Consider the following 24964-nt stretch of genomic DNA (forward strand, 5'->3'; position numbering starts at 1 on the left):
GGCCTTAATTCATTGAGACCAGGAGAGTCGATCATGGCAATCAGGAACTTCGCTGCTATCACTCGACGTGCGATCGCACGCACCAAACCGGTTGTGCGACAACCGGCGGATTGTCCGCAGCCGGCTGATTCCTGGCCATTGGCGGTATTGGTCGCGGCGCTCACCACGGTCGCGATCTTCGCGCCCGCCTGTAGCAAGTCGGAGCCGCAAACTCGGCCGGGTGACAGAGCGACCGTGCAGGAGCGTCCGGCGTCGAATGTGCAGTGGGCGGCCTGTGATGGTGCGGAACTCGCGGGCCTGGAGTGTGCGACGGTGCAGGTTCCGATGGATTACCGCGATGCGGGTCGCGGACAGATCGATATCGCGATCAGCCGGGCCGCCGCCAAAGCTCCGGAACGACGTCTGGGCGTGCTCTTCACCAATCCCGGCGGCCCCGGCGGCGCGGGTCTGTCGATGCCTACCCAGTACGCCGAACAGCCGATCGGGCAGGTCTACGACATCATCGGCATCGATGTGCGCGGCGTGGGGAAGTCGACGAACCTGGCTGCGTGCGCACCCGTCGACGAAACCCGGTTTCCGATTTCCTCGCAGTCTCGCCCCACCGACAACGACCTCATCCAACTGGTCGAGCAGGCGAAAGCCAAAGAAGCGGCGTGCGCGCAAACCGGCGGCGAGTTCCGTCGTTACGTGACAACGATGAATACCGCCCGCGATATGGACAACATTCGCGCCCAACTCGGCGAATCCTTCATCAACTATCTCGGCGTCTCCTACGGCACCTGGCTGGGCTCGGTTTATGGAGAGATGTTTCCCGAGCACCTGAACCGCAATGTGCTCGACTCGTCGCTGGATCCGCGAGTCAGCTGGCGCGACGGTGATGTGAACAATGCAGCGGCAATCAAGAAGAACTTCGAGAACTGGGCCGCCTGGACGGCCGAGCGCGACGCGGTATTCCATCTCGGCGCCAAACCGGAAGCCGTGCGCGCGTCCATCGACACCATCGCCGAAGCGATCATCAAGCAGCCCGTCGGCGGATTCGACAACCGAGACGACTTCGACGGAGCCGTAGGCGAATTCACCCGCTACCGCAAGTCCTGGGCGCCCTTCGCCAAGAGCATGCATTACGTGCTCGACGAGATCCACGGCGCACCACCGCGACCCGACGTGGACCGCAGCAACCAGCACGCCGCGCAAACGGCCGATGCCCTCGACGACGAGGCGGTCACCGAACGCGACGACGACAACGACATGTCGGGCGCGGTAAACGCTGCCGTGCTGTGTGATTGGGACTGGCCGACCGACATGGAGGTCTACTTCCGCGACATGCGCTCGGCCCGCGACACCTTCCCGTACGGCAACACCGTCGGCCAGCTCAGCCCGAACGCCTGCTCCTTCCACACCGACAAAGCCGAACCGCTGGTCAAGATCGGCACCCCGAAATACCCACGGGGACTGGTGGTTCAGTCCGACGGCGACACCCAAACCTCCCTCGTCGACGGCCAGGCCATGGCCAAAACCCTGGACAGCGTCCTGATCGTGGTGCACAACGAAGGCGCACACGGCCTATACGCCACCACCCCCGCGAACGCCTGCGTCAACGACGCCGTCAACGCCTACCTCCTCGACGCGAAACTCCCGGCAGGCACAGTCGAATGCGCCACCGCCGACCCGCCGATGCCAGTTCCCGCCCAACCCAATCCGGAAAACCCCGACCCCGAAGCGACCATACCGCTGCTCGGCGAGTCCGCCGACCAGGTAAAGACGGAGGTCGAAGCGGGGCCCTGATCCCACCGACAGCGGTGCGGAGCCGTTCGAATGTCGTTCGGGTCCAGTAGTTTCGGCCGGTATCAGTCGTATTCGGGCAGTAGCTCGGCGGCGTTTTCGGCTGATCAGCGGCCGGAATTCTGCTGCCAGATCTGGCGGGAGGCGGCGAGCGGGTCTGCGGCGACGGTGGGTTCGGTGTTCCAGATTCGGGTGAGGGATTGGGCGGGGGTGAATGCGGGCCAGCCGGGGTCGCCGGTGGTGGCGAAGGAGATCCAGGAGGCGCGGAGTTGTTCGGAGAGTCGGAGCAGGCTTTCCGGGGGACGGGGGCCGCCGAGGACGAAGGAGGCCAGGGGGCTGTCGGTGTTGCCGAGGGTGGCCGGAATGTCGGCGACGTGGCAGGCGCCGAGGATGCCGCCGAGAGCTGGGCTGGCCCAGGTGAAGTCGTAGACGTGGCTGCGGCCGCCCGCGGCGGTGTGCGCCTCGGCGAGCCAGATGGCGGGCATGCGGAACATCGCGTCGGAATACATGACGGTGTAGAGCTGGGCGTCGGTGGACGTCGGATAGGCCGCGCGATAGGCGGCGAGTGCCGAGGGTGGCAGGCCGAGATGGGCTGCGGTGCTGGCTAAATCGACCGTGCGCAGGCGACTCCGGCGTGGGGTCGGCGGCAGGCCGTGGCGGCGTAGACCGCGGGCGGTCATACGCGCGAAGGCCGGCAGACCTTTGATCATCGCCGACGCGCTGGGTTGAATCAGACCGCGGCTCAACGCGAACAGGGTGAACTCGTCATGGGTCGAGCCTGAGATCAGGTCGATATCGCGGGCGACGCCCGAACCCAGTGCGAGCCAAGGCTTGTCGACGACGGTGACGCTGTCGATGACAGGGGTGAAGGCGGTGATCGCCTCGGGTGTTGTCCAGGCGCCGGGGTCGGCCTCCATCGCGGCGAGCGGTTCATCCTGCACCGACAGCAATGCGAGGGGTGTTTGTGTGGCGAGCTGGTTGAGCTCGACACCTAGTGCGGCGGCGATGATTTCGGCGATCCGCCTGGCCTCTTCCTCGGGGAGCAAGCGCGCGGCGGGGCTCTGTACGATGGCGCGCCGGAACAATCCGCGGGCGCCGGGCGCGGTGAGCAGAGCGGCGATGGAGAGCCCGCCGCCGGATTCGCCGAAGAGGGTGACGTTGTCCGGATCGCCACCGAACGCCGCGATATTGTCGTGCACCCAGCGCAGCGCCGCGGTCTGGTCGAGGAAGCCGCGATTGGCGGGCGCGCCGGGGACAAATCCGAAGCCCTCGAAGCCGACTCGATAGTTGAACGTCACGAGGACGACCCCGCCGCGAGCGAGAATCGCACCGTCGTGCGCCGGATCGCTGGACGAGCCCGCTTTCCAGCCACCACCGTGGATCCACACCATCACGGGCAACCGGTCGCCGGTGCCGCCCGGTGTCCAGACGTTCACGCTCAGGCAGTCGAGGCCGTCGGCAGGCCGCCACAACGGTGGAGTTCCGGCGGTCAACGGCAATTGCGGTGGCGCGGCACCGTATTCGAGGGCCGGGCGAATGCCGTCCCAGCCGGCCACCGGGACAGGCGCCTGCATGCGGAGCGCCCCGGACGGTGCGGCGGCGTACGGGATGCCCTTGAAGACGAAAAGGGCACCGTCCCTGCGACCTTCGACGGCACCCGCCGTGGTCGTGACGACAACTCCCATGAGTTCACTCCTGCTCTGCTGCCCCAACCTGTGGCGGGTCGGGGATCACGGCGGTGACTTCGATCTCGACCTTGGCGTCCGGCTCGACCAAGCGGCTCACCTCGACGGCGGTCATCGCCGCGCGGAAGTCGCCGATAATCTCGCGGAAGGCCACCCCGATCTCCCGATACGCGCGCACGTACGCGTCGACATCGGTGATGTACCAGGTCATTCGGACGATGTGGGCCGGCTCCGCACCCGCCTCGGCGAGCACCGCCACGATGTTGCGCAACGTCTGACGCACCTGGTCGGCGAGGTCGGGCGAGCGGATCACGCCCTCGGTGTCCCAGCCGATCATGCCCGCCACGAACACCATTTCCCCGCGCGCGGCAATGCCGTTGGCGTATCCGCGCGGCCGTGGCCACCCCGGCGGCTGCAGCACCCTCATGCCGTCGCCGCCGAATCTCCGTGCACCGCATCGACGTCGCGCAACCGGAAGCGTTGCAGCTTGCCGGTCGGCGTGCGCGGCAGCGCGTCGACGAAGGTGATCGCCCTCGGGTACTTGTACGGTGCCACTGTCTGTTTCACGAAATCCTGCAATTCCTTGACCATCCCCTCGCGGGTCTCGATCTCCGCGCGCAGCACTACATACGCCTTGACGATCTGGCCGCGGTCCTCGTCGGGCACGCCGACCACGGCGCAGTCGGCGACCGCGAAGTGCCCGGCCAGCGCGTCCTCGACCTCGGGTGCGGCGATGTTGTAGCCGGACGACACGATCATGTCGTCGGAGCGGGCCTGATAGTGGAAGTAGCCGTCGGCGTCGATCGAGTAGGCGTCGCCGGTGTAGTTCCAGCCGTCGCGCACGTAGGTGGTCTGGCGGTCGTCGGCGAGGTAGCGGCAGCCGGTCGGGCCGCGCACCGCGAGCAGCCCGATCTCGCCGGGGCCCAACGTGTTTCCGTCCGCGTCCACCACGCGCGCCTCATATCCGGGTACCGCTAGGCCCGTCGCGCCGGGTCTGGCGTGCGCCTCATCGGCGGAGATGAAGATGTGCAGCATCTCGGTGGCACCGATGCCGTCGATCAGCTCGATGCCGGTGGCCTCGCGCCATCGGGCGCGGGTGCTCGGCGGCAACGATTCGCCCGCCGAGACGCATTTGCGCAGCGAGCTGCCGCTCAGGTCATGGCGGGCGAGAATGCGATACGAGGTGGGTGCGGTGAAAAGCACCGTCGCACGGAACTTCTCGATGGCGTCGAGCAGCTGCGGCGGGCCGGCCTGCTCGAGCAGCACGGTGGAAGCGCCGACCGTCATCGGAAACAGCAGCAGCCCACCGAGACCGAAGGTGAAGGCCAGCGGCGGGCTGCCGATGAACACGTCGTCGGGCTCCGGCCGCAGGATGTGTTGCGGAAAGCAGTGGCAGATCGCCATGACATCGCGGTGGAAGTGCACGGTCGCCTTCGGCACGCCGGTGGTACCGGAGGTGAAGGCGATGAGGCAGACGTCGTCGGCGGCGGTGTCGACCGTGTCGAACCGGCCGTTGTGCCGCGCCATCAGCGCTTCGAGCCCGTCGTCGGCGGCGCTGTGGAAGTAGCGCACCTGGTTCAGCGTGGGGCAGGCCGACACCACCGCGTCCAGTCGAGCGGACAGCGCGGAATCGCAGAGCGCGTGCGTGATTCGGGCTTTGTCGACGATCTGGGTGAGTTCCTTGACCCGCAGCAGTGGCATGGCCGTCACGGCGATGCCACCCGCCTTCAGCACCGCGAACCAGCACGCCGCGAGCATGGGGTTGTTCGGGGCGTCCAGCAGCACCCGATTGCCCGGCACGAGCCCCATATCGTGTACCAGCACGGCGGCAATGCGATTGGCTTGCTCGTGTAGATCGGCATAGGTCCAGCGCGTTCCGTCGGGTGCCTGCACGCACAGGCGGTCGCCGTTGCCGATGGCCAGCTGGCGGTCGAGTAGTTCACCGGCGCAATTGAGTTGGGCTGGGAACTGCAACTCAGGGGCGTCGAACACGAGGTCCGGCCATTGGTCGAGCGGGGGCAGGTTGTCGCGGGCGAAGGTGTCGAGGTGCGCGCTTGTCATGGGTCGAACCTTGGGGGAGAAGGAGAATCGTGGATCAGGAGGTGGCGCCACGGAGGACTTCACGGGCGATGATCAGTTGTTGCACCTCGGTGGCGCCCTCGTAGATGCGCAGGGCCCGGATGTCGCGGTAGAGCCGTTCGACCGGCTGGTCACTGACCACGCCGAGCGCGCCCCACATCTGCACCGCGGCGTCGATAACCCGTTGGGCGCCTTCGGTCGCGGCCATCTTGGCCATGGCGGCCTCGCGGGTGACGGACCGCCCTTGATCGCGCTGCCAGGCCGCGCGATAGGTCAGCAGTGCGGTCGAGTCGATCGTGGTCGCCATCTGCGCGAGTTCGGCTCGGGTCAGCTGGAAGTCGGACAGCACGCCGCCGAACATGCGCCGCGAGGTCGCCCTGGCGATCGCCTCGGCCATGGCGGAGCGGGCGAAGCCCAGGGCGGCGGCCGCCACCGAAGTCCGGAAGATGTCGAGGGTGCGCATGGCGATCGAGAAGCCCGCGCCCGCCGCACCGATGCGTTGTGTCGCAGGCACTCGGCAGCCGTCGAAGCGCAGCCGGGCGAGCGGGTGCGGGGCGATCACGTCGATGCGTTCGGCGATGTGCAGGCCGGGGGTGTCCGCGTCGACGATGAACGCCGAGATGCCCCGCGCGCCTTCGGCTTCCCCGGTGCGGGCGAAGACCACGTAGAAGTCCGCGATGCCGCCGTTGGAGATCCAGGTCTTCTCGCCGTCGATGACGTACTCGTCGCCGTCGGCGCGTGCGGTGCACGAGAGCGCGGCGGCGTCGGAGCCCGCCTCGGTTTCCGAGAGCGCGAACGCCGCGATCGCGGTACCGGCGGCCACTCGGGGCAGATAGTGCCGCTTCTGCTCGTCGGAGCCCGCGAGGCTGATCGCGCCGGAGCCGAGTCCTTGCATCGCGAAGGCGAAGTCGGCGAGTGCGTTGCGTTCGGCGAGTATCTCGCGGGCGAGACAGAGGGCGCGCGTGTCGATCTGGTCGCGGTTACCGCCGAACTCGGTGCCGGCGACGGTGTGTCGCAGCCAGCCCGCGTCGCCGAGCGCGCGGACCAGCCGACGACATCGGGCGTCGACGTCGGTGCTGGTGCCGTGGTTGAGGTGATCGGCTGCCCAGTCGTGCAGTGCGGCGGCCAGCTTCCGGTGTTCATCCTCGAAAAAGGGCCAGTCCCAGTGATCTTCGGACATGACTAGTTCCCTTCGAACTTCGGCCGCTGCTTGTCGCGGAACGCGTGATAGGCCCGCTTGAAGTCCTCGGTGAGCATGCACAGCGCCTGGGCCTGGGCTTCGGCTTCGATCGCCTGGTCCACCGTCATCGACCACTCCTGGTGCAGCATGGTTTTCGTGATGCCCTGCGCGAAGGTCGGGCCCTCGGCCAGCCGGTGCGCGAGCTGCCCGGCGGTGTCCAGCAGTTGCTCCGGTTCGGTCAGCTGGTTGAAGAAACCCCATGCGTAAGCCTCGTTACCGGTCATTGCCCGTCCGGTGTAGAGCAATTCGGACGCGCGACCCTGCCCGATGATGCGCGGCAGGATCGCGCAGGCCCCCATGTCGCACCCGGCGAGCCCGACCCGAGTGAACAGGAAAGCCGTTGTGCTGCGCGCGGTTCCGACCCGCAGGTCGGACGCCATCGCCAGAATCGCACCGGCGCCCGCGCAGACGCCGTCGACGGCGGCCACGATCGGCTGCGGGCAAGCCCGCATCGCCTTCACCAGATCACCGGTCATCCGGGTGAACATCAACAGCTCGGGCGCGGGCAGCGCGATCAACGGGCCGATGATGTCATGCACATCGCCGCCGGAACAGAAGTTCTCGCCCGCGCCGTGCAGCACGATCACCGCGACGTCCTCGGCATAGGCCAAGCGGCGGAACAGATCTCGCAACTCGGCATAGGAGTCGAAGGTCAACGGGTTCTTACGGTCCGGGCGATCGAGCATGATCGTGCCGACGCCCTCGTCGACCTTCCACTGGAAGTGAATGCTCTGGTAGCCGGCGAGTGTGGTGCGGTTGGCCTCGCGCAGTGCGGGGTCGAGGTTCTGGGTCATCAGCGTTCCTGGTTCGATATGGGGGCCGTTCCGGCGAGGTGGACGCGCAGCCTGCCGAGCAGGTCGAACAGCGCCTGCTCGTCGCCGCGGCCGAAGCCGGCGAACATCTCGGTCAGCCAGCGTTCGTGTTCGGCGGCCATCTCCTCGAAGCACTCACGCCCGAGCTCGGTCAGCCGCACCAGCGTCGCGCGCTTGTCGACCGGGTCCGGAATCCGGTCGACCCAGCCCTCGGCCACCAGCTGATCGGTCAGGCCGGTGACGTTGCCGCCGGTCACCATAAGATAGCGGGACAGCGCGCTCATCCGGAGCCCGTCGTGATGCCGGTCGAGCTGGGCCAGATAGTCGAAGCGGGGGAGTGTGGTGGCGAACCGGACCCGCAGCCTGGTACGGATCTCCTGCTCGATCTCGTTGGTAGTGGCCAGCAATCGCAGCCACAGCCGCACATCGAGGTGATCGCCGGAGACCGTGCGGGCCTCCATGCCGATGCGTTCGTCGCCGAGCTCGTGCCGGGTGGTCACCTCACATCACCTCCCCGCCGCTGACCGAAATCGACTGTCCGGTCAGCGAAGCCGCCGCGTCCGAGCAGAGCCAGGCCACGGTGGCGGCGACCTCGTCCGGCTCGATCAGCCGCCCCTGCGGGTTGTGCCGGGTGAAGGCCGCGCGTGCGTCGTCGGCGCTACGGCCGGTCGTCTCGGTCACGTGGGTCACGCTCTCCTGCAACAGGTCGGTGTCGGTGAAGCCGGGACAGATCGCGTTCACGGTGATCGCCGTGTTCGCGAGTTCCAGTGCCAGCGAACGGGTCAGGCCGATCACGCCGTGCTTGGCGGCGGCGTAGGCGGTGACGTAGGGGTAGCCGCGCAGGCCTGCCGTGCTGGCGATATTGATCACCCGGCCGCGCCCGGCGGCCAGCATGTCGGTGACCGCGCTGCGCGTGCACAGGAACGTGCCGGTGAGGTTCACCGCGAGCATGCGCTGCCACAGCTCGTCGGTGGTGCGCCGCAGTGGTGCGCTCGCCGCCTGCCCGGCGTTGTTGACCAGGATGTCTATCGCGCCGTACATCAGCCGGGCGTCGGTGAACGCGGCGGCGATGGCCTCCGGGTCGGTGATGTCGCACGCGATGGCGTGCGCCTTGGCCGATTTCGGCAGCCGGGCAACGGTTTCGGTGGCCCGCGCGAAGTCACGGGACAGCAGGGTGAGGCGGGCGCCGTCGTGCGCGAGCCTGCTCGCGATCGCCGCGCCGATGCCGCGTGATCCGCCGGTGACGAGCGCGTGCCGGTCGGCGATGCCGCTGGTGTCGACCTCGGGCATGGTCAGCCTTTCCCCGCCGCGGCGGCCTGCTGGCGTTGGATGTTCGCTTCGAATTGCCGCTTGGCGGCGCGGTATTGCTTGGGCCAGCCGAGTTCGGTGTAGCCGATCTTGGCCGCCTCGGTCAGCGTCCAGGACGGGTTCGCGAGGTGCGGGCGGGCGATGGCACACAGGTCGGCCCGTCCGGCGGCCACGATGCTGTTCACGTGGTCGGCCTCGGAGATCGCCCCGACGGCGATGGTGGCGATGCCCGCCTCTTGGCGCACCCGGTCGGCGAACGGTGTCTGCCACATGCGCCCGAACGTCGGTTGTTCCTGCTTGGTCACCTGGCCTGAGGAACAGTCGATCAGGTCGGCGCCCGCCTGCTTGAACCACTTCGCGATCTCGACGGCGTCGGCCGGGGTGATGCCGCCCTCGGCCCAGTCGTGTGCCGAAATACGTACCGACATAGGGAGTTCGGCGGGCCATACCGCGCGGACCGCGGCGAACACTTCCAGTGGATAGCGCAGTCGGTTCGACAACGAGCCACCGTAGGCGTCGGTGCGCTGGTTGGTCAGCGGCGAGATGAAGCTCGACAGCAGATAGCCGTGCGCGCAGTGCAATTCGAGCCAGTCGAAGCCTGCTTCGGCTGAGCGGCGGGCGGCGACGACGAACTGTTCGGTCACCTCGTCCATGTCGGCGCGGGTCATCGCCCGCGACCACTGGCTCACCCCAGCCAGGTACTGCTGCGGTGACGCCGAGATCAACGGCCAGTTCGGTTCGTCGTCGTCCGGGGTGAGTGGCTGATCGGTGCCGTCCCACATGCGGCGCGTGGAACCTTTGGCTCCTGAATGCCCCAGCTGCATACCGATTTTCGCGTCGGTGTTGTCGTGTACCCACTCGGCGATGCGCTGCCAGGCCTGGCGCTGCTCGTCGGTGTACAGGCCCGGGCAGCCGGGTGTGATCCGGCCCGTCGCACTGACACAGGTCATCTCCGCGAACACCAGCCCGGCACCGCCTTGCGCACGAGCGCCGAGGTGCACCAGGTGGAAATCGCCGGGAACCCCATCGACGGCGGAATATTGGGCCATCGGCGAGACGATCACGCGATTCTTCAGCGTCACCGAGCGGGCGGTGTACGGCGTGAACATCGGTGGGACGGAAGGTTCTTCGGTGGTCCGGGCGACGCCGGCCCGCGCGTCGAACCAGCGCTCGTAGTCCTCCAGCCAGCCCTTGTCGCGCAGGCGCAGATTCTCGTGGCTGATGCGCTGGCTGCGGGTGAGCATCGAGTACATGAACTGCTCGGGTTCCAGTTGGTCGCAGTAGCGTTCGCCGCAGACCTCGAACCACTCCATCGCGTTCCAGGCCGCGTTCTGTAGGCGGAGCGCGTCGACCGAGCGGACCTCCTGGTAGTGCGTGAGCACGTCGGGCAGATCCGCGGGTGTGTCGCCGTACTCACCGAGTTGGCGGACCAGTTCGATGGCGTCCTCGAGTGCCAGCTTGGTGCCGGAGCCGATGGCGAAATGCGCGGTGTGTACGGCGTCGCCCATCAGTACGACGTGGCTGTTGCCGTTGTGCAGCCACCACTGCTCGCATTTGACCCGCTGAAAGTTCTGCCAGCCCGAACCCGGTAGATGACGTGAGTTCGTCATCAGCTTCTCGCCCCGCAGGTTGTCGGCGAACACCCGCTCACAGAACGCCACCGACTCGTCCGGTGTGGCCTGGTCGAGTCCGTGTGCCCGCCAGACGTGTTCGGGTGCCTCGACGATGAAGGTGCTGGTGTTCTCGTCGAACTTGTAGATATGTGCCTGTAGCCAGCCGTGTTCGGTTTCGACGAAGTCGAAAGTGAAGGCGTCGTAGAGCTTCTCGGTGCCGAGCCAGATGTAGCGGTTCGGGCGGGTCACGAGGTCGGGCACGAAGACATCGGTGTGCCTGTGGCGGATTCTGGAGGAGATGCCGTCGGCGGCGACGATCAGGTCGGCGTCGAGGAATTCCGTGTCGGAGTCGACCTCTCGGTCGAACTCGAGCTTTACCCCGACCTCCTCGCATCGCGCCTGCAGGATGTTCAGCAGCTTCTTGCGGCCGATGCCGACGAAACCGTGTCCGCCGGAACGCAAGACGCGCCCCTTGAAGCGCAGCTCGATGTCGTCCCAGTGGTTGAACGCCGACTCGATCCGGTCCGCGGTGCTGCGATCCCACACCCGCATCGTCTCCATCGTGGCGTCGGAAAACACCACGCCCCACCCGAAAGTGTCGTAGGGACGGTTACGTTCGACCACGGTGACCTCATGATCGGCATTGAGCTGCTTCATCAACAACCCGAAGTACAAGCCGGCGGGCCCGCCGCCGATGCACACGACCTTCATACGCTCTCCTCGAGTCGCGGTACCAAGTACTTTATACCTAAAGCTTTAGACATAAAGCACTTTCGCCGGATTGTCGACCCAGAGTCCTCGTCCAGCCACGCCCAAGCGTCTTCGTCGGCCGGGCGGCTTACTCGTTGCGGAGGTCGTCCTCCGAAGCGCCGAGCCGCCAGTAGCCGCGAAAGGTTACGTCCGCCTTTGGGATACGCCGTTCGGTGATGAGGTGGCGGCGCAATGCGCGCACGACGCCCGATTCGCCCGCGATCCACGCGTAGGGCCGCCGGTGCGGCAATGCGGCGGACTGGACTGCGCGCAGGATCTGGCCGCGCTGGCGATCGTCGTGCACCAGCCAGGTGATCTCGGCGTCCGCCTTGGTGTGAAGCTCTCGGCGATCTGCCTTGTTGGGCACCTCGATCCATACCTTGGCGACGGTCCCGGCGGGCAGCGATTCGAGGATGCTCGACGCCGCGGGCAATGCCGTCTCGTCCGCGGCGATGAGCACGCATCCCGCGTCGTCGGGCGGGCGGAATGCCACGCTGCGATTGTCGCCGTCGGAGGGACCGAGGATGGTGACCCGATCGCCCGGTTGCGTCTGGGCCGCCCATCGCGAAGCCGGTCCGCCGTCGGCGTGCGGGACGAAATCGATATCCAGCTCGCCCGTTTCGGGACGATGCCCGCGCGCGGTGTATGCCCGCATCACCGACCGGACGGCAGGATCGGCGGCTCGCCATTCGGCGAACCAGTTTTCACCGGCGTCGATCGGGATCCACGGTTTCGACTGACCCGGCTGGGGTAGAAACAGCGACAGGCTCTGATCGCGTCCGCCGCTCGCGAAGCCCGCCAATGACGGACCGCCGAAAACGATCCGGAGCTGGGAGGGGCTGAGTAGTTCGGTCCGCAGGACCGGCACATTTTCGAAGAACCGAAAAGGTTGGGCGCGCATGGTGATTCCTTCTCAAGTGACTTTGCCGGAGCGGCGGATGGCCGCGGCCAGGTCCTCGAGCAGCGGTGCCGTGCCTGCGTGCGAGAACCGGTAGATCGGCTGCCAACCGCCGATCTGGTTGGCGCGCACCGCGGGCAGGCCGCGCCAGACCGGGTTGGCGGCCAGCGCCTCCGGGGACAGTCCGGTGGATCTGCCGTCGAGCAGGATCAGGTCGGCCGGGTACTTGTCGGTGTGCTCCCAGCTCAGCTCCTCGAAGAAGCCGTCGCCGGTGACGTGCTCCGGCCCGACCACGTCGACGCCCAACTGCGCGAAATAGCTCAGGTCGGCAGATACTTTCGGATCGGACACGTAGAAGATGCCGGGTGCCGCGGAGGCGGCGAGCACGCGCAGTCCGGGCCGCTCCGCGACCGCGTCGCGAATCGATTGTGCCGCTGCTTCGAAGCGAGCCTTGGCCTGGGTTACCTTGGGCGCGTTGAGATCCGCCCCCAACGCGTGAGCGAGCTCGGTATAGCGTGCGATGGTATCCGGCAGTGTCCGGTGCGCGACCCGCACCGCCGCCACATTCGGATTGATCGCCAGAATTCTCGCCTTGCTCTCGTCCGGGACATACCAAAGCCGATCTGGCACATACATATCGGTGACGAGCAGATCGGGTTCGAGCGCCGCGTACTTCTCGACATTGAACTCGCCCCAGTTGTTACCGAGCACGGTCACCTCGTCGAGGTCGAGTTCGCCCTTCAACGGTGCCAGTTCGTGTGCCGCCGTTCGTGTTTCGCCGAACACCCCGACGATGCGATCCTGCAGCCCGAAATCGGCCAGCATCGCGGCGGCCCCGACGAAGGCGACGATCCGGGACGGCACCTCCTTGGTGTGCACCGTACTGTTCCGGTCGTCGGTGAATGACCAGCCGCCCGGCCCCGTGAACGATCCGTCCTCGGCAGACCGGCCGGTGCACGCGGTAGCGACGGCCCCGAGCCCGACCGCACAGGCGGCCGAGAACAGGCGGCGGCGGGTCAAATGGATTGTGTCCATGGCGGCCATTAGAACGAGTTGTCGCCAGTAAGGCAAGCCTCACCTACATGAGGTTGATCACCGCATGCAGGCCGCACGCAGCACCGCTTCTCCAATGCTGTTGTTGCGGAAGCCGACTCGGCAGCGTTGGCCGGTAGACTCGACTTCGTCGTCAGCGCCAGCTCGGCAACCATAGATGCTGCTGCCAGCTCGACTCCGTGATCGGCATCGCGGTCAGGATCGGGTAATTCCAGACAAAGTTCGCAACGACCAACCCCAGGTACAGGCAGACCACCAGCAATCCGGTGCCACGACGCTCGTCGGATTCGGCGGCGCGTCCGAGGACGTGCCCGAGTGCCAGCGCAACCAGCATGACCAGGAACGGGGCCATCGCGGTGGCGTAGAAGTAGTACATCTGCCGGTCCAGCACCGCGAACCACGGCAACCATCCGGCCGCGTAGCCGGCGAGCACCGCCAGGTATCGCCAGTCGCGCCGAGTAATCGACTGCCACAAAGCCCACCCCACCGCAGGCAGCGCCAGCCACCAGATCGCGGGCGTACCCACCAGCATGATCGCTCGCACGCACGCCGATTGCCCGCACCCGGTGGTCTGCTCGGTATCGGAATAGTGGTAGAGCATCGGCCGCAACCCCATCGGCCAGGTCCACGGCTTGGACTCCCACGGATGGTGGAAACCCGCCGAATTGGTCAGATGGGTATGCACCTCGAGGACCTCGCCGTGCTGGAACCATAAGGACCGCAATGCATCCGGCACGAACGAGAAGAACCCGCCCGCGCCGGCCTGTATCCCGACGGCGTGCCGGTTGATCGCGCTTTCGCTCGCAAACCACCCCGCGTAAGACCCCAGATACACGCCGAGCGCGACGACGATCAACGCGAACACGGCAGGTACGGCATCGCGCACGATCGTGCCGACATAGGGGCGAGGCACGCCGTATCGCCGTCGCGCCGCCGCATCGAAACCAAGGCACAGAACCACGAAGCAGACCATCAAATACGCCCCCGACCACTTTGTGGCACAAGCTAGTCCGAGCAGAACTCCAGCAGCGAACCGCCACCACCGCACCCCTAGACGAGGCCCGAACGAAGTCGCCGTGACCCGTCCCGCGGCATCGGCCAGCCGCGCCCTGACCTCGTCACGATCGACGATCAAACACCCGAACGCCCCCGTGACCAACACCGCGAGAAAGATGTCGAGCATCCCGATCCGCGACGAAACCAAGGTGACGCCATCGGTGATCATCAGGATTCCCGCGACAGCCCCGATCAGCGTCGACCGGGCCAGCCGCCGAACGATCCGAATCACCAGCAACACCAACAGCGTTCCGGCCACCGCCGCCGAAAACCGCCACCCCAACGGGCTGTAACCGAACAGCACCTCACCAATCGCGATCAGCAGCTTCCCCGCCGGCGGATGCACCACGACCACGTACCCGGGATTGTCCTCGATCCCCATCCCATTGGTCAGCATCTCCCACGCCTGCAACGCGTAGTACTTCTCGTCGAAGACCGGCATCCCGTCATCGGTCGTCGACCAGAGCCGCTCGAACCGGGTGACCGCCGCGATCAGCGTCAGCGCGATCGTCACCCACCAACCACGCGCTGTGTCACCCAGACCAGGCTCCGGCCGCACCATCGGCTCGTCGACGATCGGCCGAGCCCACCGGTTCACCCCCACATCAACCACGATCCGACCCTACGGAGAGTCGGATCCGACAACCGAACCGGGCGTCAAAGCCCGAGCGTTGCAACGGTTTGCGACCTCGATGGCAGGGCCCGGCCCGGAATGAACGTGGGCCGGGCCACGATTCGCCTGAGTCAATTCGCGAAGCTGTCGAACATGCCTGGCTGGTAAGAACCTCCCTTCTGGTGCACGATCACGGCGAGCCGGTTGGCCGCGTTGATCATCGCGACCAGCGCGACCAGGGCTACGGTCTGGTCGTCGTCGTAGTGCTTGCGGACCTGGGCCCAGGTCTCGTCGGAGACGCCCTGGTAGGCGTCGGCGAGGCGGGTGCCCTCCTCGGCCAGCGCCAGCGCGGCCTGCTCGGCCTCGGTGAACACGGTGGCCTCGCGCCAGGCGGCGACCAGGTTGAGCCGGACCGCGCTTTCGCCCGCGGCCGCGGCGTCCTTGGTGTGCAGGTCGATGCACCAGCCGCAGCCGTTGATCTGGCTGGCGCGCAACGACACCAGTTCCTGCGTGGCCTTCGGCAGCGACGACTGCGCGATCGGCATGCTGGCGTTGGCGAACCGCTTGCCGAACTTGGCGCCGAGCTGGTTGGTGAACAGGTCGATTCGAGGTTCCATGATGTCGTCCTCACTCGTTGGTGTTGCGGTGTACGACCATGAGATGCCGACGACTCGGCTCCTGTGACAGCTGCGGTGACGTGACGAGCGCCACAATCGGGCGGTGTCACAAAACCGCGCGGTGCGGCATCTGGTGGGGTGACACAGCAGAGAGCTAGGAGCTTCCCCATGGCAGGTACGTCGAACACCGCGCCCGAAAGCCAGGCCGATCCCGCCACCGCCGCGTTCGTCGCGCACCGCAACCTGCTGTTCACGGTCGCCTACGAGATGCTCGGTTCGGCCGCCGACGCCGAGGACGTGCTGCAGGAAACCTGGTTGCGCTGGGCGGGTGTCGATCTCGACATGGTTCGGGACCAGCGGGCCTACCTGGTTCGCATCACCACCCGCCAGGCGCTCGGCCGGCTGCGCACGCTCGGCCGCCGCAAGGAGTCCTATGTCGGCTCGTGGTTGCCCGAGCCGCTGCTCACCGCGCCTGACGTGGCCGAGGATGTCGAGTTGGCGGACAGTGTGTCGATGGCGATGCTGCTCGTGCTGGAGACGCTCGCGCCGACTGAGCGTGCGGTGTTCGTGCTGCGCGAGGTCTTCGACCTGTCCTATGACGAGATCGCCGAGGCCGTCGACAAGACTCCGGCTGCGGTCCGCCAGATCGTGCATCGGGCCCGGGCACACGTCACGGCCCGCCGACCGCGCGGAGTCGTTTCGCCGTCGCAGACCCGCGACGCCCTCGCCGCATTCCAGCGGGCGATCGAAACGGGCGAGATGCAGAACCTGCTCGACATCCTCGCGCCGGACGTGGTTTTCCTCGGCGACGGTGGCGGAATCAAGCAGGCTGTGCCGCGACCCGTCGTCGGCTCCGACCTCGTGGCTCGCTTGCTGGCCGTCGGTTTCGACCGGATCCGCGCCACGATGTCGGTCGAGCCGGCGCAGGTCAATGGTGCTCCGGCGCTGCTGCTCCGACAGGACGGGGAGATCGACACGGTCATCGCGTTGCGCATCGACGACGGGCTCATCTCCGGGCTCTACTCCGTGCGCAATCCCGAAAAGCTGTCGCACATGGAGCGCGAGACCGCGCTGCGCCGTTGAGTGCGCGTATGGGTTCCGTCAAGGCCGGTGGCCGGGGTTGACGGTTCGGGGCATAGTCAGCCGTCGTGACGGATCCTGCCGGTAGTGATCTTCGTGCTGATATCGGCCGGGTAGCGGCGCGGGCGGATCTGGGGTCGCACCGAAGAACTTACGTGGCAGCGCAACCCGATGTTCGGCGGTATGTCATCGAAGGGGTTGCCACGCTCATCGCCGCTTCGGTGGCGGTGCTCGGTTTCGTGAGTGGTGTCGCCGCGGTGGCCATCGTCGGTGTGACAGGCATGCTGATGGTCGGTGCTCGGCTACTGTGGGATCTGTTGTGGCTGGCCTATATACAAGGGCGGAACCGCCGTACTCGGCTGGATCTGTACGAGCGCGGTCTCGTAGTGATTGTCGGGGGCAAGCCTCGGTGCGTTCGCTACGACACCACTACGCTGCGGCGAAATATCATCGAGTACGCCAATTCTCCTGCACCGAACCAGGTCTCGTACGCCTACACCCTCGTCGACACCCTCGGTGATCCGATTGTGTTGCGGCACGGGATCGAACGTCCAGCGGAGTGGGGTTCGGCGATCGATCAGGCGATCACCGAGGCACAATTGCCCAGGGCCATCGGCGTGCTGGAGTCAGGTGGGTGCCTCGACTTCGAGTACTTCTGGATGACCAGCGCCGAGATCGGCGCGGGGGAGCGGTCAGAGCTGTGGTCGCGGGTGACCGATGTCGTGCTGAGCAAAACCTGAGCCGCAGCCGGGACCCGAGCCAGAACCGGAGCCGGAGCCAGGACCCGAGCCGGGACCTGAGCACGAGCCGCGGCCGCAGCCCGAACCGGAGTCGGAGCCGGAGCTGGAGTCGGAACCTGAGCCTGGACCTGGACCGGAGGCATGGCCGATGCCAATGCCGAACTTGATGCCGACGCCGGAGCCGAGCCTGAAACCTGAACCCAAGGCCGAGCCAGAACCGGAACCGGGACGAGAGTCGGAACCCACGTCTTGTCCCGGGCCTGTGCCCAGTGCGGAGCCAGAACCTGTGCCGTCGGCGGAACCAAAGCCTGATCCGGAACCATGTGACGAGGCTGATCGGTCAACTTCGGCTGTTCCGCCTATCCCTTTGGGTGGCTGCGACGGCTGAGGAATTCCGCCGGAATGTTAAGGCCCGTGGAATCCCGGTGTGTCGTGGCCTGTTTCGGCTTACGGTCGGTTGGTGGGCCTAGCGGTCGGGCTGGTCGGTATCACCCTGTTCCTCGTATCAGGGTTGTTCCGGACGGCCTATCTCGTCTGCGCGGGCAACCTGGACGCGCAGGCCTTGGCCGAGAAAATGGCTGTGTCGCAACCGACTTCGGCGCTGGATTGGCCGGAGCTGCACGTGCAGGCGGTGGTGGCGCAACCTGATCAGGAGTCGCTCGTGCTGTTGCATGTCGACTGGCCCGCGTTTCCGCAGCGGAACGCGACTCTGCTGGTGTCGCTGGACGAGGGTGATCCGCGATCGCTGCTGGTGCTCTCGCAGTGGTGCGCGTCCCAAGCGTCGGTGTCGCCTGCACGACCTTGCGGTGAGATGGTCGAATTGCGTCGCCGGCAAAGTCTGCAACGGGTGTCGGGTGTGCTCCTCGCAGAGAACCCGTGGCCGAATTCCTTACCGTGACAGCGACGTTCGACGTTCCCCGCGCTCGACTAACTCGCGGCGACGTTGCCGAATGCGCGCCGGTAGTTGCGCGGCGGCGTGCCGATTTGCCGGATGAAGTGATGGCGCAGATTGACGACCGATCCGAAACCACTTTCCGCGGCAATACGGTCGACCGATAGATCTGTCGTCTCGAGTAAGTACTGGGCGCGATGAACGCGAGCGGCCAGCAGCCAGTTCAATGTGGTTGTGCCGAGCTGGGTTCGGAAGCGACGCTGCAGGGTCCGGACGCTGAGTCCGGCGTGGTTCGCGATTTCGCTCAGCGTGAGCGGCCGGGCGAGGTTGTGCTCGATCCAGTCCAGTACGGGTTGCAGTGCGGTGGCGTTCTGCGGCGGCAGGTACTGGGGAATGAATTGCGCTTGGCCGCCGTCGCGTTGCAGCGGCATCACCAGCAAGCGTGCGGTATCGCTGGCAACGGCCGAGCCGTAATCGCGCCGCACCAGGTGCATGCACATGTCCAGGCCGGCGGTCGCGCCTGCCGAGGTGACGACCGTGTCGTTGTCGACGAACAGCACGGTCGGATCCACCTCGATGAGTGGGTGGCGCCGGGCGAGTTCGTCGCAGTAAAGCCAGTGGGTGGTCGCCCGCATACCGTCCAGGAGTCCCATCGCGCCGAGTGCGAAGGCGCCGGTGCAGATGGACGCTACTCGCGCGCCTCGGTCCGCGGCGCGTAGCACGGCAGTAACCAGCCGAGGGTCGAGCGGTTCGATGAGGTCCGGCGTCGTGGGCTGAAAGATGCTCGCCGCGGCCGGGATGATCACCGTGTCTGCTTGCTCGATTGTTGCCAACGGCCAAGTGGTCTGCAGCATGCCGGCCGGTTGGCCGGAGGCGAGCGCGACCGTGGGTTCGCCACAAAATCGGACGTCATAGCCGGGACTGCCATCGGGGAGCCGAACCGCAGCGAAAAGCTGCCCACCCATCGCCATATCGAAGGTGTTGACGCTGGCGGGAACGACGATCGCGACCATCCGCATGTCGTGATCCTACTGATAACCGACCAGATAGCTACTCGTTTGCCGTCTCGTTCTGGCGACATCATGGACAACCGACCAGTAAGGCCGGGACAGGACGAAGGGAGCACGTGATGACCAGCACACCAACCGGCGATCGCGCCGACACCGACGCTCGCCGGAAACGGCGCCGCAGCGCCACGCTCGACCTGAACCGCGTCCGGCCGCGCGATATCGCGGTGATCATGGCGGCAACCCTCGTCATGCTCGGGCTGAATATCGAAGTGGCCGTTGCGGATTCGGAGCCGACCTCGCGCGCCTCCGACACGATCGGATACGGCCCAGAACTGCGCGACGAAGCCGCGGCCTTCGCTTATGGCCTCGCCTTCCCGGATGCGGCACCCCAGGGCGCCAACGATTGGTCCTGCAAACCGGATGACGCCCACCCGCGCCCGGTTGTCCTGGTGCATGGCACCTGGGCTAACGCCTACGGTGCCTACGCCTCGATGTCGCCGCAGCTGAAACAGGCCGGGTACTGCGTGTTCACGTTCAATTTCGGCCGTCCCGTCGTTCGGGGCCAAGGACTCGACGCCCTACTTCCCGGCGCCACCGGTGACATCGAAGAGTCCACCAAACAGGTCGCCACCTTCGTCGATCGCGTGCTTGTCGCCACCGGCGCCGACCAGGTCGACATGATCGGGCACTCGCAAGCCGCCCTGGAAACCCGCTTGTACTTGAAGTACGAGGGCGGCGCGAATCCCGACGATCCCGCACGGAACAAGGTGAGACACCTCATCACCTACGGCGGCACCAATCACGGCACCTCACTCGACAGCTTCGCCACGCTGATGATGGCGATCCAAGCGAAACTGCCACCGGGCAGCATCGACCTGCACGTGCCGTTCACCCAGGTACTCGGCGCGGGCGGAGTTCAGCAGGTGTACGACTCGAAGGTCGTCGCCAAGGTGAACGAGGGCGGCGACACGGTCCCCGGCGTCGACTACACCATCGTCGGCGGGATCTACGACGAGGTGTCGACCCCGTTCGACAAGACGTTCCTCACGGCCGGACCGGGAGCCACGGTCAACGACATCGTCCTGCAGGACGGCTGCCCACAGGACATCTCCGACCACAATTCGATGCTCTACTCGCCACGGGCGATATCCATCGCGCTGCACGCACTCGATCCCGTCGCCCATCCCGACCTGGTTTGCAGCGTCAACCCCTGGCTGATCTGAATTCCTGTTGACCGGCAACGGTTTTCGCGGGCCGCCGGATCGACCAACGATCCGGCGGCGCCCGGCCGGTTTTACGGCACGGAGAGCGTTGCGAAACCGGGCGTGACCGTCCCGCCCTGCCGCGGACTGACCATGACGACAACCTGTCCGGCACCGGTGACCATCGACACCTGGGCCGGAATCCCGTTCAGGCCGTCGGAAAGCTGCGCGGAGCCGGTCGCACCGGTCGACAAGTTGATCCACTGCACGGGTGCCATGAGCAGACAGCCCCATCCGCCCGGCCTACTGCCGGTAATCACCACCACGCCGGATTGGTCACCGACCACCGCCGCGCACTGAATCGCGGGCGCATCGAAACTGCCGTTCGGATTTCCGAACGGAGCCGGACTGATCTGAAACGGAACGATCACCGGCGCCGCGGTAGCGACACCAGCGGTCGACAATCCTGACGCGACGACAAACACCGCGCCCATACCGAGCTTGCGAGCGAAAGTCAGCACAGCGATCTCCTGGAACGTTGGCGGAACCCGACCCGAATGCCGCCGAGCCTATCCGTTCCGGTGCGAGATTCTGCCCTGATTTTCGCGGGGCGAATCGGCAGCTGACGGCGCGCACACCAACCCACGTGACATACGACTCGATGACAGGCAGCTGCCCCGCGGTAAGACTGGAAACCGGCGTCGATCACGAAAGGCCTGCTCAACCACGGTGATGCGCCGCCGAACATTGTCGATCGGAAGGATGGATCCGAGCTCATGGCACCGTCGTCGCCGACCATGGACACGGTCAAGATCGCGCTGGAGATGGCGGGCCGCGCCCCCTCGATCCACAACACCCAGCCGTGGCGCTGGCGGATCGGCGACCATGCGATCGAGCTCTGGGCCGACCCGCAACGGCATCTCATGGCGAGTGACCCGCAGCAGGGCAAGCTGATCGTGAGCTGCGGCGCCGCGCTGCATCATCTGCGCGTCGCGCTGGCCGTGCTCGGTTGGTCCGCCACCGTCACGCACCTGCCGGACCCGGATGAGCCAGACCATCTCGCGACCGTCGAGGTCGCACCGCACCAGCCGACCCAGGCCGATATCGAACTCGGCGCGGCCCTGCTGCAGCGGCACAGCGATCGCCGCGGTTTCCGCTCGTGGGAAATCCCGCCCGGCGACCTCAAAACCATCTCGCGCAACGCCGCGAAGTTCGGTGCCGTGGTGCGCCACGTCCCGGAAAGCCTTCGCCTCCGGTTGGTCCGGCCGTTCCAGGATGCCGTGACCCGCCATGCCGCGGATCCCGGCTACCAACTCGAACTCGCCGCGTGGAGCGGTCAGCGCCGGACCGTCGACGGTGTGCCGGGATCGAATGTGCCGCAACCACATCCATCCGATCAGATTCCCGCGCGAGTATTCGCCGACGCCGAACTGATCGACCGCCACGTCGACCCCGACGCCGCGGAATGGCTGGTGGTCTGCACCCCGCAGGACGACCGCCGATCTCAACTGCGCGCAGGCGAAACCACCAGCGCATTGCTACTGGGAGCCACCCGTCTCGGCCTGTCCAGTTGCCTGCAAACCGAGCCACTCGGCCTCCCCGAACTGCGCGACGACATCCGATCCGCAGTGCTCTTCGACTGCGCCTTCCCCCAAACCATGATTCGAATCGGCTGGATACCAACAGATTCCGCACCCCTGGCCGAAACTCCACGCCGAGCGATCGAAGACGTGATCGACGTGTAACTCGTTGCCAGCCAACCACATTCGGTAGTGAGGCACTTTGTGACGGCAAGTCGTATCTGTCCCATGGCTGAATCTGCACGCAGTGCCAGACGTTCTCCACCCGCCACGACATGCGGTTCTCGACATCGAACGGGTCCGGTAAGGACTTGTCGGCACCGATCGCGCGCCACGCGTGCGGTTCTCCCGCCTCCCGCGACTTACCTCTACCGGTTCGGCCGAAAGGCCTCGGGCACCCCGGAGTGCCTGTTGTCAGGATTATCGGATCATCTCACGCCGTGAATGCCAGTTAGGCGCGGGATATGCGGCATGCGCGCTCACTTGCGTTGAGTAATGCCAGGCTCGCATACGCTCTATTAGTGGATGTCTACCTGCTTTGGCACCTCGGTCACGCGCGCCCCACGGATGGGTCTCCCGTTCGGCATTTCGACGCGGATGGCGACCTCGACTGGGATGAGCAAGACGGAGATGACGTCAAGCTGCTGGGTGTCTACTCAACCGAGCAGCACGCAGAGGAGCGAATTCGCGAAGCGAAGACCCTGCCCGGCTTCCGTGACGACCTCGAGTGTTTTCAGATCGTCGGGTACCAGGTCGACAAGGACGAATGGACCACCGGCTACTGCGAGTTCAGTAGTGCTGCAACGCAAGGTGCATGCACGGCATTCGAAAGGACGTGGATACACTGCGCCGCAGTCGGTCTCGCTGCCAGCCACTCAGTAATGCTGGGCGCGTCGTGTGCCGTCCCCGACCTTCCCCTTACGGTTAGGCGCGCGACGTGATCTTCCAGCCTGGCTGGCTGGCTGTGGTGCTGTTCTCGAGACCTTCGGACCCCAAGTTCGGTGCGCAACGGCCCCTCCCAGCGTCGTCGAGTAGCTCCCGATGAGCAACCAAGAATCGAGCCGAGTCGAAAGGTCGCTACCTGATCATCAACAACGACCATTCGACTCGACCCGAAGTCCGCGAACCACCATTTGACTCGACTCGACGCAGCCACGACGACTTTAGGGACTGCCCCGAGTTCGGTGGGAACCCAAGTTCGGTGTGCAATAGCCCGTTCCAGTGTCGTCAGCAGCCGCCGCCACCCGACAACGAATCGAGTCGAGTCAAAAGGTCGCTACTTGATCTTGAGCAACGACCATTCGACTCGACTCGGTACTACCAACTGCACCGGCCCCCGCCGCTTCCCTGCCCAAGGCTTTCGGGAACAGCACCACAGCCTGGCTGGCTGTGGCGTATCGAGCCCTTCGGACCCAAGTTCGGTGTGCAATAGCCCGGTCCAGCGTCGCCCGGCAGCCGCCGTCACCCGACAACGAACCGAGTCGAGTCAAAAGGTCGCTACTTGATCTTCAACAACGACCATTTGACTCGACTCGATCTCCGCGAACGGGGCTGCCCCTGGCCATTTGACTCGACCCGACGCAGCCGCGGGCGTCTCTATCGGCCGATCATCCGAGCGGTGGCAGAATCGTGCGGTGACAGCTGCCAGAACTGCTCGCCACCAAAGACTCTCGGCATTCCTGGCGTCGCGCAGCGATTTTGAGCTCGCTGAGCTGGTGGACGCTGGTCGAGTCGTCAGCGTGGGTGTGGGTGGTGGCTCGGCAGTCCTCGTCGTCGACGGCCTCCCGATGTTCACCAAGCGGATCCCGTTGACCGATCGGGAGGTCGCTAACCAAGGCTCCACCGCGAACCTGTTCGACCTGCCGGTGTTCTGTCAGTACGGTATCGGCGGCCCGAGTTTCAATGCATGGCGCGAGCTGGCGGCGAACATCATTGTCACCGAAGCAGTTCTGGGCGGCGAGACGCAGTCGTTCCCGATGCTCTATCACTGGCGAGTACTACCTGGCCGGTCGCCGATCGCAGCCGAACACGCAGACATCGACACGGTCGTCACTGCCCAGGGCGGTAGCCCGGCCGTGCGGACCCGTCTCGAAGCGCTGGCCGCCGCAGCATGCAGCCTTGTGCTGTTCTGCGAGTACATCCCGTACTCGATGCCGGACTTGCTGCGCGAGGACCCGGTCGGCAAGGCCTCCGCAGTCGAGCGGCAGTTTTCAGAGATTGTGACGTTTCTGCGGGATCGGGAGTTGCTGCACATGGACGGGCATTTCGACAATATGCGCACCGACGGGGCCAGGATCTATCTCAGCGATTTCGGGTTGGTCACATCGCCGCAATTCGACCTGTCGGCCGCCGAGCGCGACTTCGCCGAACAACACAGCACTCATGACGCCGACTATGCCGCGATGCGACTGGTCAACTGGCTGGTGACCGATGTCTGCGGGGTACCGATACCGCCCGGCGGCGGCCCAGTCGCCCGCAACGAGTACGTATTCCAGTGCGCCGCCGGGCAAATACCGGATGACGTGCCACCGACGGTCGCCGCGATCTTGACCCGGCATGCACCCGCCGCCGCGAAGATGAACTCCTTCTACTGGGAACTCTTCGCCGGCGACATCCACGCGGAGTACCCGGCTGGGTAACTGCGCACCGGTCACCCGCGGCACGCTCATCCACATATGCCCGCGTTGGGAAGCCTTGTCGATCAAGATATTTGGACGGCTGACTAACCCGCGCCACGCGGCAATGCCGGGTGTTCTGAACCGCGGCGAATCTCAGCCCGTCAGTCGCGCGGCATGTTCCGCCGAGATCGCCCGATGCGCTGTTGGACAGTCGATCACGAGGAATCTATGTAACTGGTCTCTCGGGCAGGTTCAAGGGGTCGATGCAACAGGGTTGTCGGGGTTCGACAGTAGCTGGTCGAGGACTTGGGCGGGGGTGCGGTAGCCGTGGCGTTT

Annotated in this window: 22 protein-coding genes; 8 read left to right on the forward strand and 14 right to left on the reverse strand. The window is 66.0% G+C overall.

Translation table 11 applies throughout. The features are described 5' to 3' along the window. Positions 1–138 precede the first annotated feature (138 nt). Entirely contained in the window at positions 139–1785 is a 1647-nt protein-coding gene (locus ACFWF1_RS29325; protein WP_379288251.1) for an alpha/beta fold hydrolase, read from the forward strand. Positions 1786–1889: 104 nt separating this feature from the next. Here ACFWF1_RS29325 and ACFWF1_RS29330 read toward each other — a convergent pair whose 3' ends face one another. From ACFWF1_RS29330 to ACFWF1_RS29385, 12 genes are all read right to left on the reverse strand, one after another. Next, complete coding sequence (locus ACFWF1_RS29330) at positions 1890–3467, reverse strand: carboxylesterase/lipase family protein (protein ID WP_379288249.1); 1578 nt, start codon at positions 3465–3467, stop codon at positions 1890–1892. Between the two features lie 4 nt (positions 3468–3471). Next, positions 3472–3894, reverse strand: a complete 423-nt coding sequence (locus ACFWF1_RS29335; RefSeq protein ID WP_379288248.1) for a RidA family protein — start codon at positions 3892–3894, stop codon at positions 3472–3474. After that, a complete protein-coding gene (locus tag ACFWF1_RS29340; protein WP_379288246.1) occupies positions 3891–5528 on the reverse strand; it encodes an AMP-binding protein in 1638 nt (545 codons plus the stop codon). The genes ACFWF1_RS29335 and ACFWF1_RS29340 overlap by 4 nt, the downstream gene beginning before the upstream one ends. Positions 5529–5562: 34 nt before the next feature. Then, positions 5563–6726 (reverse strand): acyl-CoA dehydrogenase family protein, encoded by a 1164-nt coding sequence (locus ACFWF1_RS29345; RefSeq protein ID WP_379288244.1) that lies wholly within the window; start codon positions 6724–6726, stop codon positions 5563–5565. A gap of 2 nt (positions 6727–6728) precedes the next feature. Further along, positions 6729–7580, reverse strand: coding sequence for an enoyl-CoA hydratase family protein (locus tag ACFWF1_RS29350; RefSeq protein WP_379288243.1), 852 nt, complete (start codon positions 7578–7580; stop codon positions 6729–6731). Continuing rightward, entirely contained in the window at positions 7580–8098 is a 519-nt protein-coding gene (locus ACFWF1_RS29355) for a MarR family winged helix-turn-helix transcriptional regulator (protein WP_379288241.1), read from the reverse strand. Before ACFWF1_RS29355 ends, ACFWF1_RS29350 begins: the two co-directional genes overlap by 1 nt. 1 nt (position 8099) lies before the next feature. Then, positions 8100–8888 (reverse strand): SDR family NAD(P)-dependent oxidoreductase, encoded by a 789-nt coding sequence (locus ACFWF1_RS29360; protein WP_379288239.1) that lies wholly within the window; start codon positions 8886–8888, stop codon positions 8100–8102. Positions 8889–8890: 2 nt separating this feature from the next. Continuing rightward, complete coding sequence (locus ACFWF1_RS29365) at positions 8891–11230, reverse strand: bifunctional salicylyl-CoA 5-hydroxylase/oxidoreductase (protein WP_379288237.1); 2340 nt, start codon at positions 11228–11230, stop codon at positions 8891–8893. Positions 11231–11357: 127 nt separating this feature from the next. Continuing rightward, on the reverse strand, positions 11358–12170 hold the full coding sequence (locus ACFWF1_RS29370; protein ID WP_379288235.1) for a siderophore-interacting protein: 813 nt from the start codon (positions 12168–12170) through the stop codon (positions 11358–11360). Between the two features lie 12 nt (positions 12171–12182). Beyond that, entirely contained in the window at positions 12183–13202 is a 1020-nt protein-coding gene (locus tag ACFWF1_RS29375; protein WP_379288234.1) for an ABC transporter substrate-binding protein, read from the reverse strand. A 151-nt stretch (positions 13203–13353) separates the two neighbouring features. Next, on the reverse strand, positions 13354–14838 hold the full coding sequence (locus ACFWF1_RS29380; protein WP_379288500.1) for a dolichyl-phosphate-mannose--protein mannosyltransferase: 1485 nt from the start codon (positions 14836–14838) through the stop codon (positions 13354–13356). Between the two features lie 182 nt (positions 14839–15020). Then, the gene (locus ACFWF1_RS29385; protein WP_379288232.1) at positions 15021–15506 is read right to left on the reverse strand and encodes a carboxymuconolactone decarboxylase family protein; all 486 of its coding nucleotides are present in this window, start codon (positions 15504–15506) and stop codon (positions 15021–15023) included. A 168-nt stretch (positions 15507–15674) separates the two neighbouring features. Between ACFWF1_RS29385 and ACFWF1_RS29390 the strand changes: the two genes are divergently transcribed. The 3 genes from ACFWF1_RS29390 to ACFWF1_RS29400 all read left to right on the forward strand — a co-directional run bounded on the left by ACFWF1_RS29390 (position 15675) and on the right by ACFWF1_RS29400 (position 18224). Next, positions 15675–16589 (forward strand): RNA polymerase sigma-70 factor, encoded by a 915-nt coding sequence (locus ACFWF1_RS29390; protein WP_379288230.1) that lies wholly within the window; start codon positions 15675–15677, stop codon positions 16587–16589. Positions 16590–16741: 152 nt separating this feature from the next. Further along, entirely contained in the window at positions 16742–17326 is a 585-nt protein-coding gene (locus ACFWF1_RS29395) for a hypothetical protein (protein WP_379288229.1), read from the forward strand. Between the two features lie 460 nt (positions 17327–17786). After that, a complete protein-coding gene (locus ACFWF1_RS29400) occupies positions 17787–18224 on the forward strand; it encodes a hypothetical protein (RefSeq protein WP_379288228.1) in 438 nt (145 codons plus the stop codon). Positions 18225–18253: 29 nt separating this feature from the next. Here ACFWF1_RS29400 and ACFWF1_RS29405 read toward each other — a convergent pair whose 3' ends face one another. After that, positions 18254–19237 (reverse strand): GlxA family transcriptional regulator, encoded by a 984-nt coding sequence (locus ACFWF1_RS29405; RefSeq protein ID WP_379288226.1) that lies wholly within the window; start codon positions 19235–19237, stop codon positions 18254–18256. Positions 19238–19347: 110 nt separating this feature from the next. On the opposite strand from ACFWF1_RS29405, the gene ACFWF1_RS29410 reads away from it, so the two are divergent. Beyond that, on the forward strand, positions 19348–20451 hold the full coding sequence (locus ACFWF1_RS29410; RefSeq protein ID WP_379288224.1) for an esterase/lipase family protein: 1104 nt from the start codon (positions 19348–19350) through the stop codon (positions 20449–20451). A 71-nt stretch (positions 20452–20522) separates the two neighbouring features. On the opposite strand, the gene ACFWF1_RS29415 is transcribed toward ACFWF1_RS29410, so the two are convergent. Then, a complete protein-coding gene (locus ACFWF1_RS29415) occupies positions 20523–20948 on the reverse strand; it encodes a hypothetical protein (protein ID WP_379288498.1) in 426 nt (141 codons plus the stop codon). Positions 20949–21206: 258 nt separating this feature from the next. On the opposite strand from ACFWF1_RS29415, the gene ACFWF1_RS29420 reads away from it, so the two are divergent. The 3 genes from ACFWF1_RS29420 to ACFWF1_RS29430 all read left to right on the forward strand — a co-directional run bounded on the left by ACFWF1_RS29420 (position 21207) and on the right by ACFWF1_RS29430 (position 24649). Then, positions 21207–22175: an Acg family FMN-binding oxidoreductase gene (locus ACFWF1_RS29420; RefSeq protein ID WP_379288222.1), complete on the forward strand. Its 969-nt coding sequence runs from the start codon at positions 21207–21209 to the stop codon at positions 22173–22175. Between the two features lie 356 nt (positions 22176–22531). Beyond that, positions 22532–22951 (forward strand): hypothetical protein, encoded by a 420-nt coding sequence (locus ACFWF1_RS29425; protein WP_379288220.1) that lies wholly within the window; start codon positions 22532–22534, stop codon positions 22949–22951. A gap of 774 nt (positions 22952–23725) precedes the next feature. Continuing rightward, on the forward strand, positions 23726–24649 hold the full coding sequence (locus ACFWF1_RS29430) for a serine/threonine protein phosphatase (RefSeq protein WP_379288218.1): 924 nt from the start codon (positions 23726–23728) through the stop codon (positions 24647–24649). The last annotated feature ends 315 nt before the right edge of the window (positions 24650–24964 follow it).

It is taken from the genome of Nocardia sp. NPDC060255 (assembly GCF_042727395.1).
GTDB lineage: Bacteria > Actinomycetota > Actinomycetes > Mycobacteriales > Mycobacteriaceae > Nocardia.

Excerpts from the sequence above, each read along its gene's own strand:
- ACFWF1_RS29365 (WP_379288237.1), bottom strand. The coding sequence starts at position 11,230 with ATGAAGGTCGTGTGCATCGGCGGCGGGCCCGCCGGCTTGTACTTCGGG.
- ACFWF1_RS29370 (WP_379288235.1), bottom strand. The coding sequence starts at position 12,170 with ATGCGCGCCCAACCTTTTCGGTTCTTCGAAAATGTGCCGGTCCTGCGG.
- ACFWF1_RS29390 (WP_379288230.1), top strand. The coding sequence starts at position 15,675 with ATGGCAGGTACGTCGAACACCGCGCCCGAAAGCCAGGCCGATCCCGCC.
- ACFWF1_RS29420 (WP_379288222.1), top strand. The coding sequence starts at position 21,207 with ATGGCACCGTCGTCGCCGACCATGGACACGGTCAAGATCGCGCTGGAG.
- ACFWF1_RS29405 (WP_379288226.1), bottom strand. The coding sequence starts at position 19,237 with ATGCGGATGGTCGCGATCGTCGTTCCCGCCAGCGTCAACACCTTCGAT.
- ACFWF1_RS29350 (WP_379288243.1), bottom strand. The coding sequence starts at position 7,580 with ATGACCCAGAACCTCGACCCCGCACTGCGCGAGGCCAACCGCACCACA.
- ACFWF1_RS29410 (WP_379288224.1), top strand. The coding sequence starts at position 19,348 with ATGACCAGCACACCAACCGGCGATCGCGCCGACACCGACGCTCGCCGG.
- ACFWF1_RS29345 (WP_379288244.1), bottom strand. The coding sequence starts at position 6,726 with ATGTCCGAAGATCACTGGGACTGGCCCTTTTTCGAGGATGAACACCGG.
- ACFWF1_RS29360 (WP_379288239.1), bottom strand. The coding sequence starts at position 8,888 with ATGCCCGAGGTCGACACCAGCGGCATCGCCGACCGGCACGCGCTCGTC.
- ACFWF1_RS29335 (WP_379288248.1), bottom strand. The coding sequence starts at position 3,894 with ATGAGGGTGCTGCAGCCGCCGGGGTGGCCACGGCCGCGCGGATACGCC.
- ACFWF1_RS29375 (WP_379288234.1), bottom strand. The coding sequence starts at position 13,202 with ATGGACACAATCCATTTGACCCGCCGCCGCCTGTTCTCGGCCGCCTGT.
- ACFWF1_RS29340 (WP_379288246.1), bottom strand. The coding sequence starts at position 5,528 with ATGACAAGCGCGCACCTCGACACCTTCGCCCGCGACAACCTGCCCCCG.
- ACFWF1_RS29385 (WP_379288232.1), bottom strand. The coding sequence starts at position 15,506 with ATGGAACCTCGAATCGACCTGTTCACCAACCAGCTCGGCGCCAAGTTC.
- ACFWF1_RS29330 (WP_379288249.1), bottom strand. The coding sequence starts at position 3,467 with ATGGGAGTTGTCGTCACGACCACGGCGGGTGCCGTCGAAGGTCGCAGG.
- ACFWF1_RS29380 (WP_379288500.1), bottom strand. The coding sequence starts at position 14,838 with ATGGTGCGGCCGGAGCCTGGTCTGGGTGACACAGCGCGTGGTTGGTGG.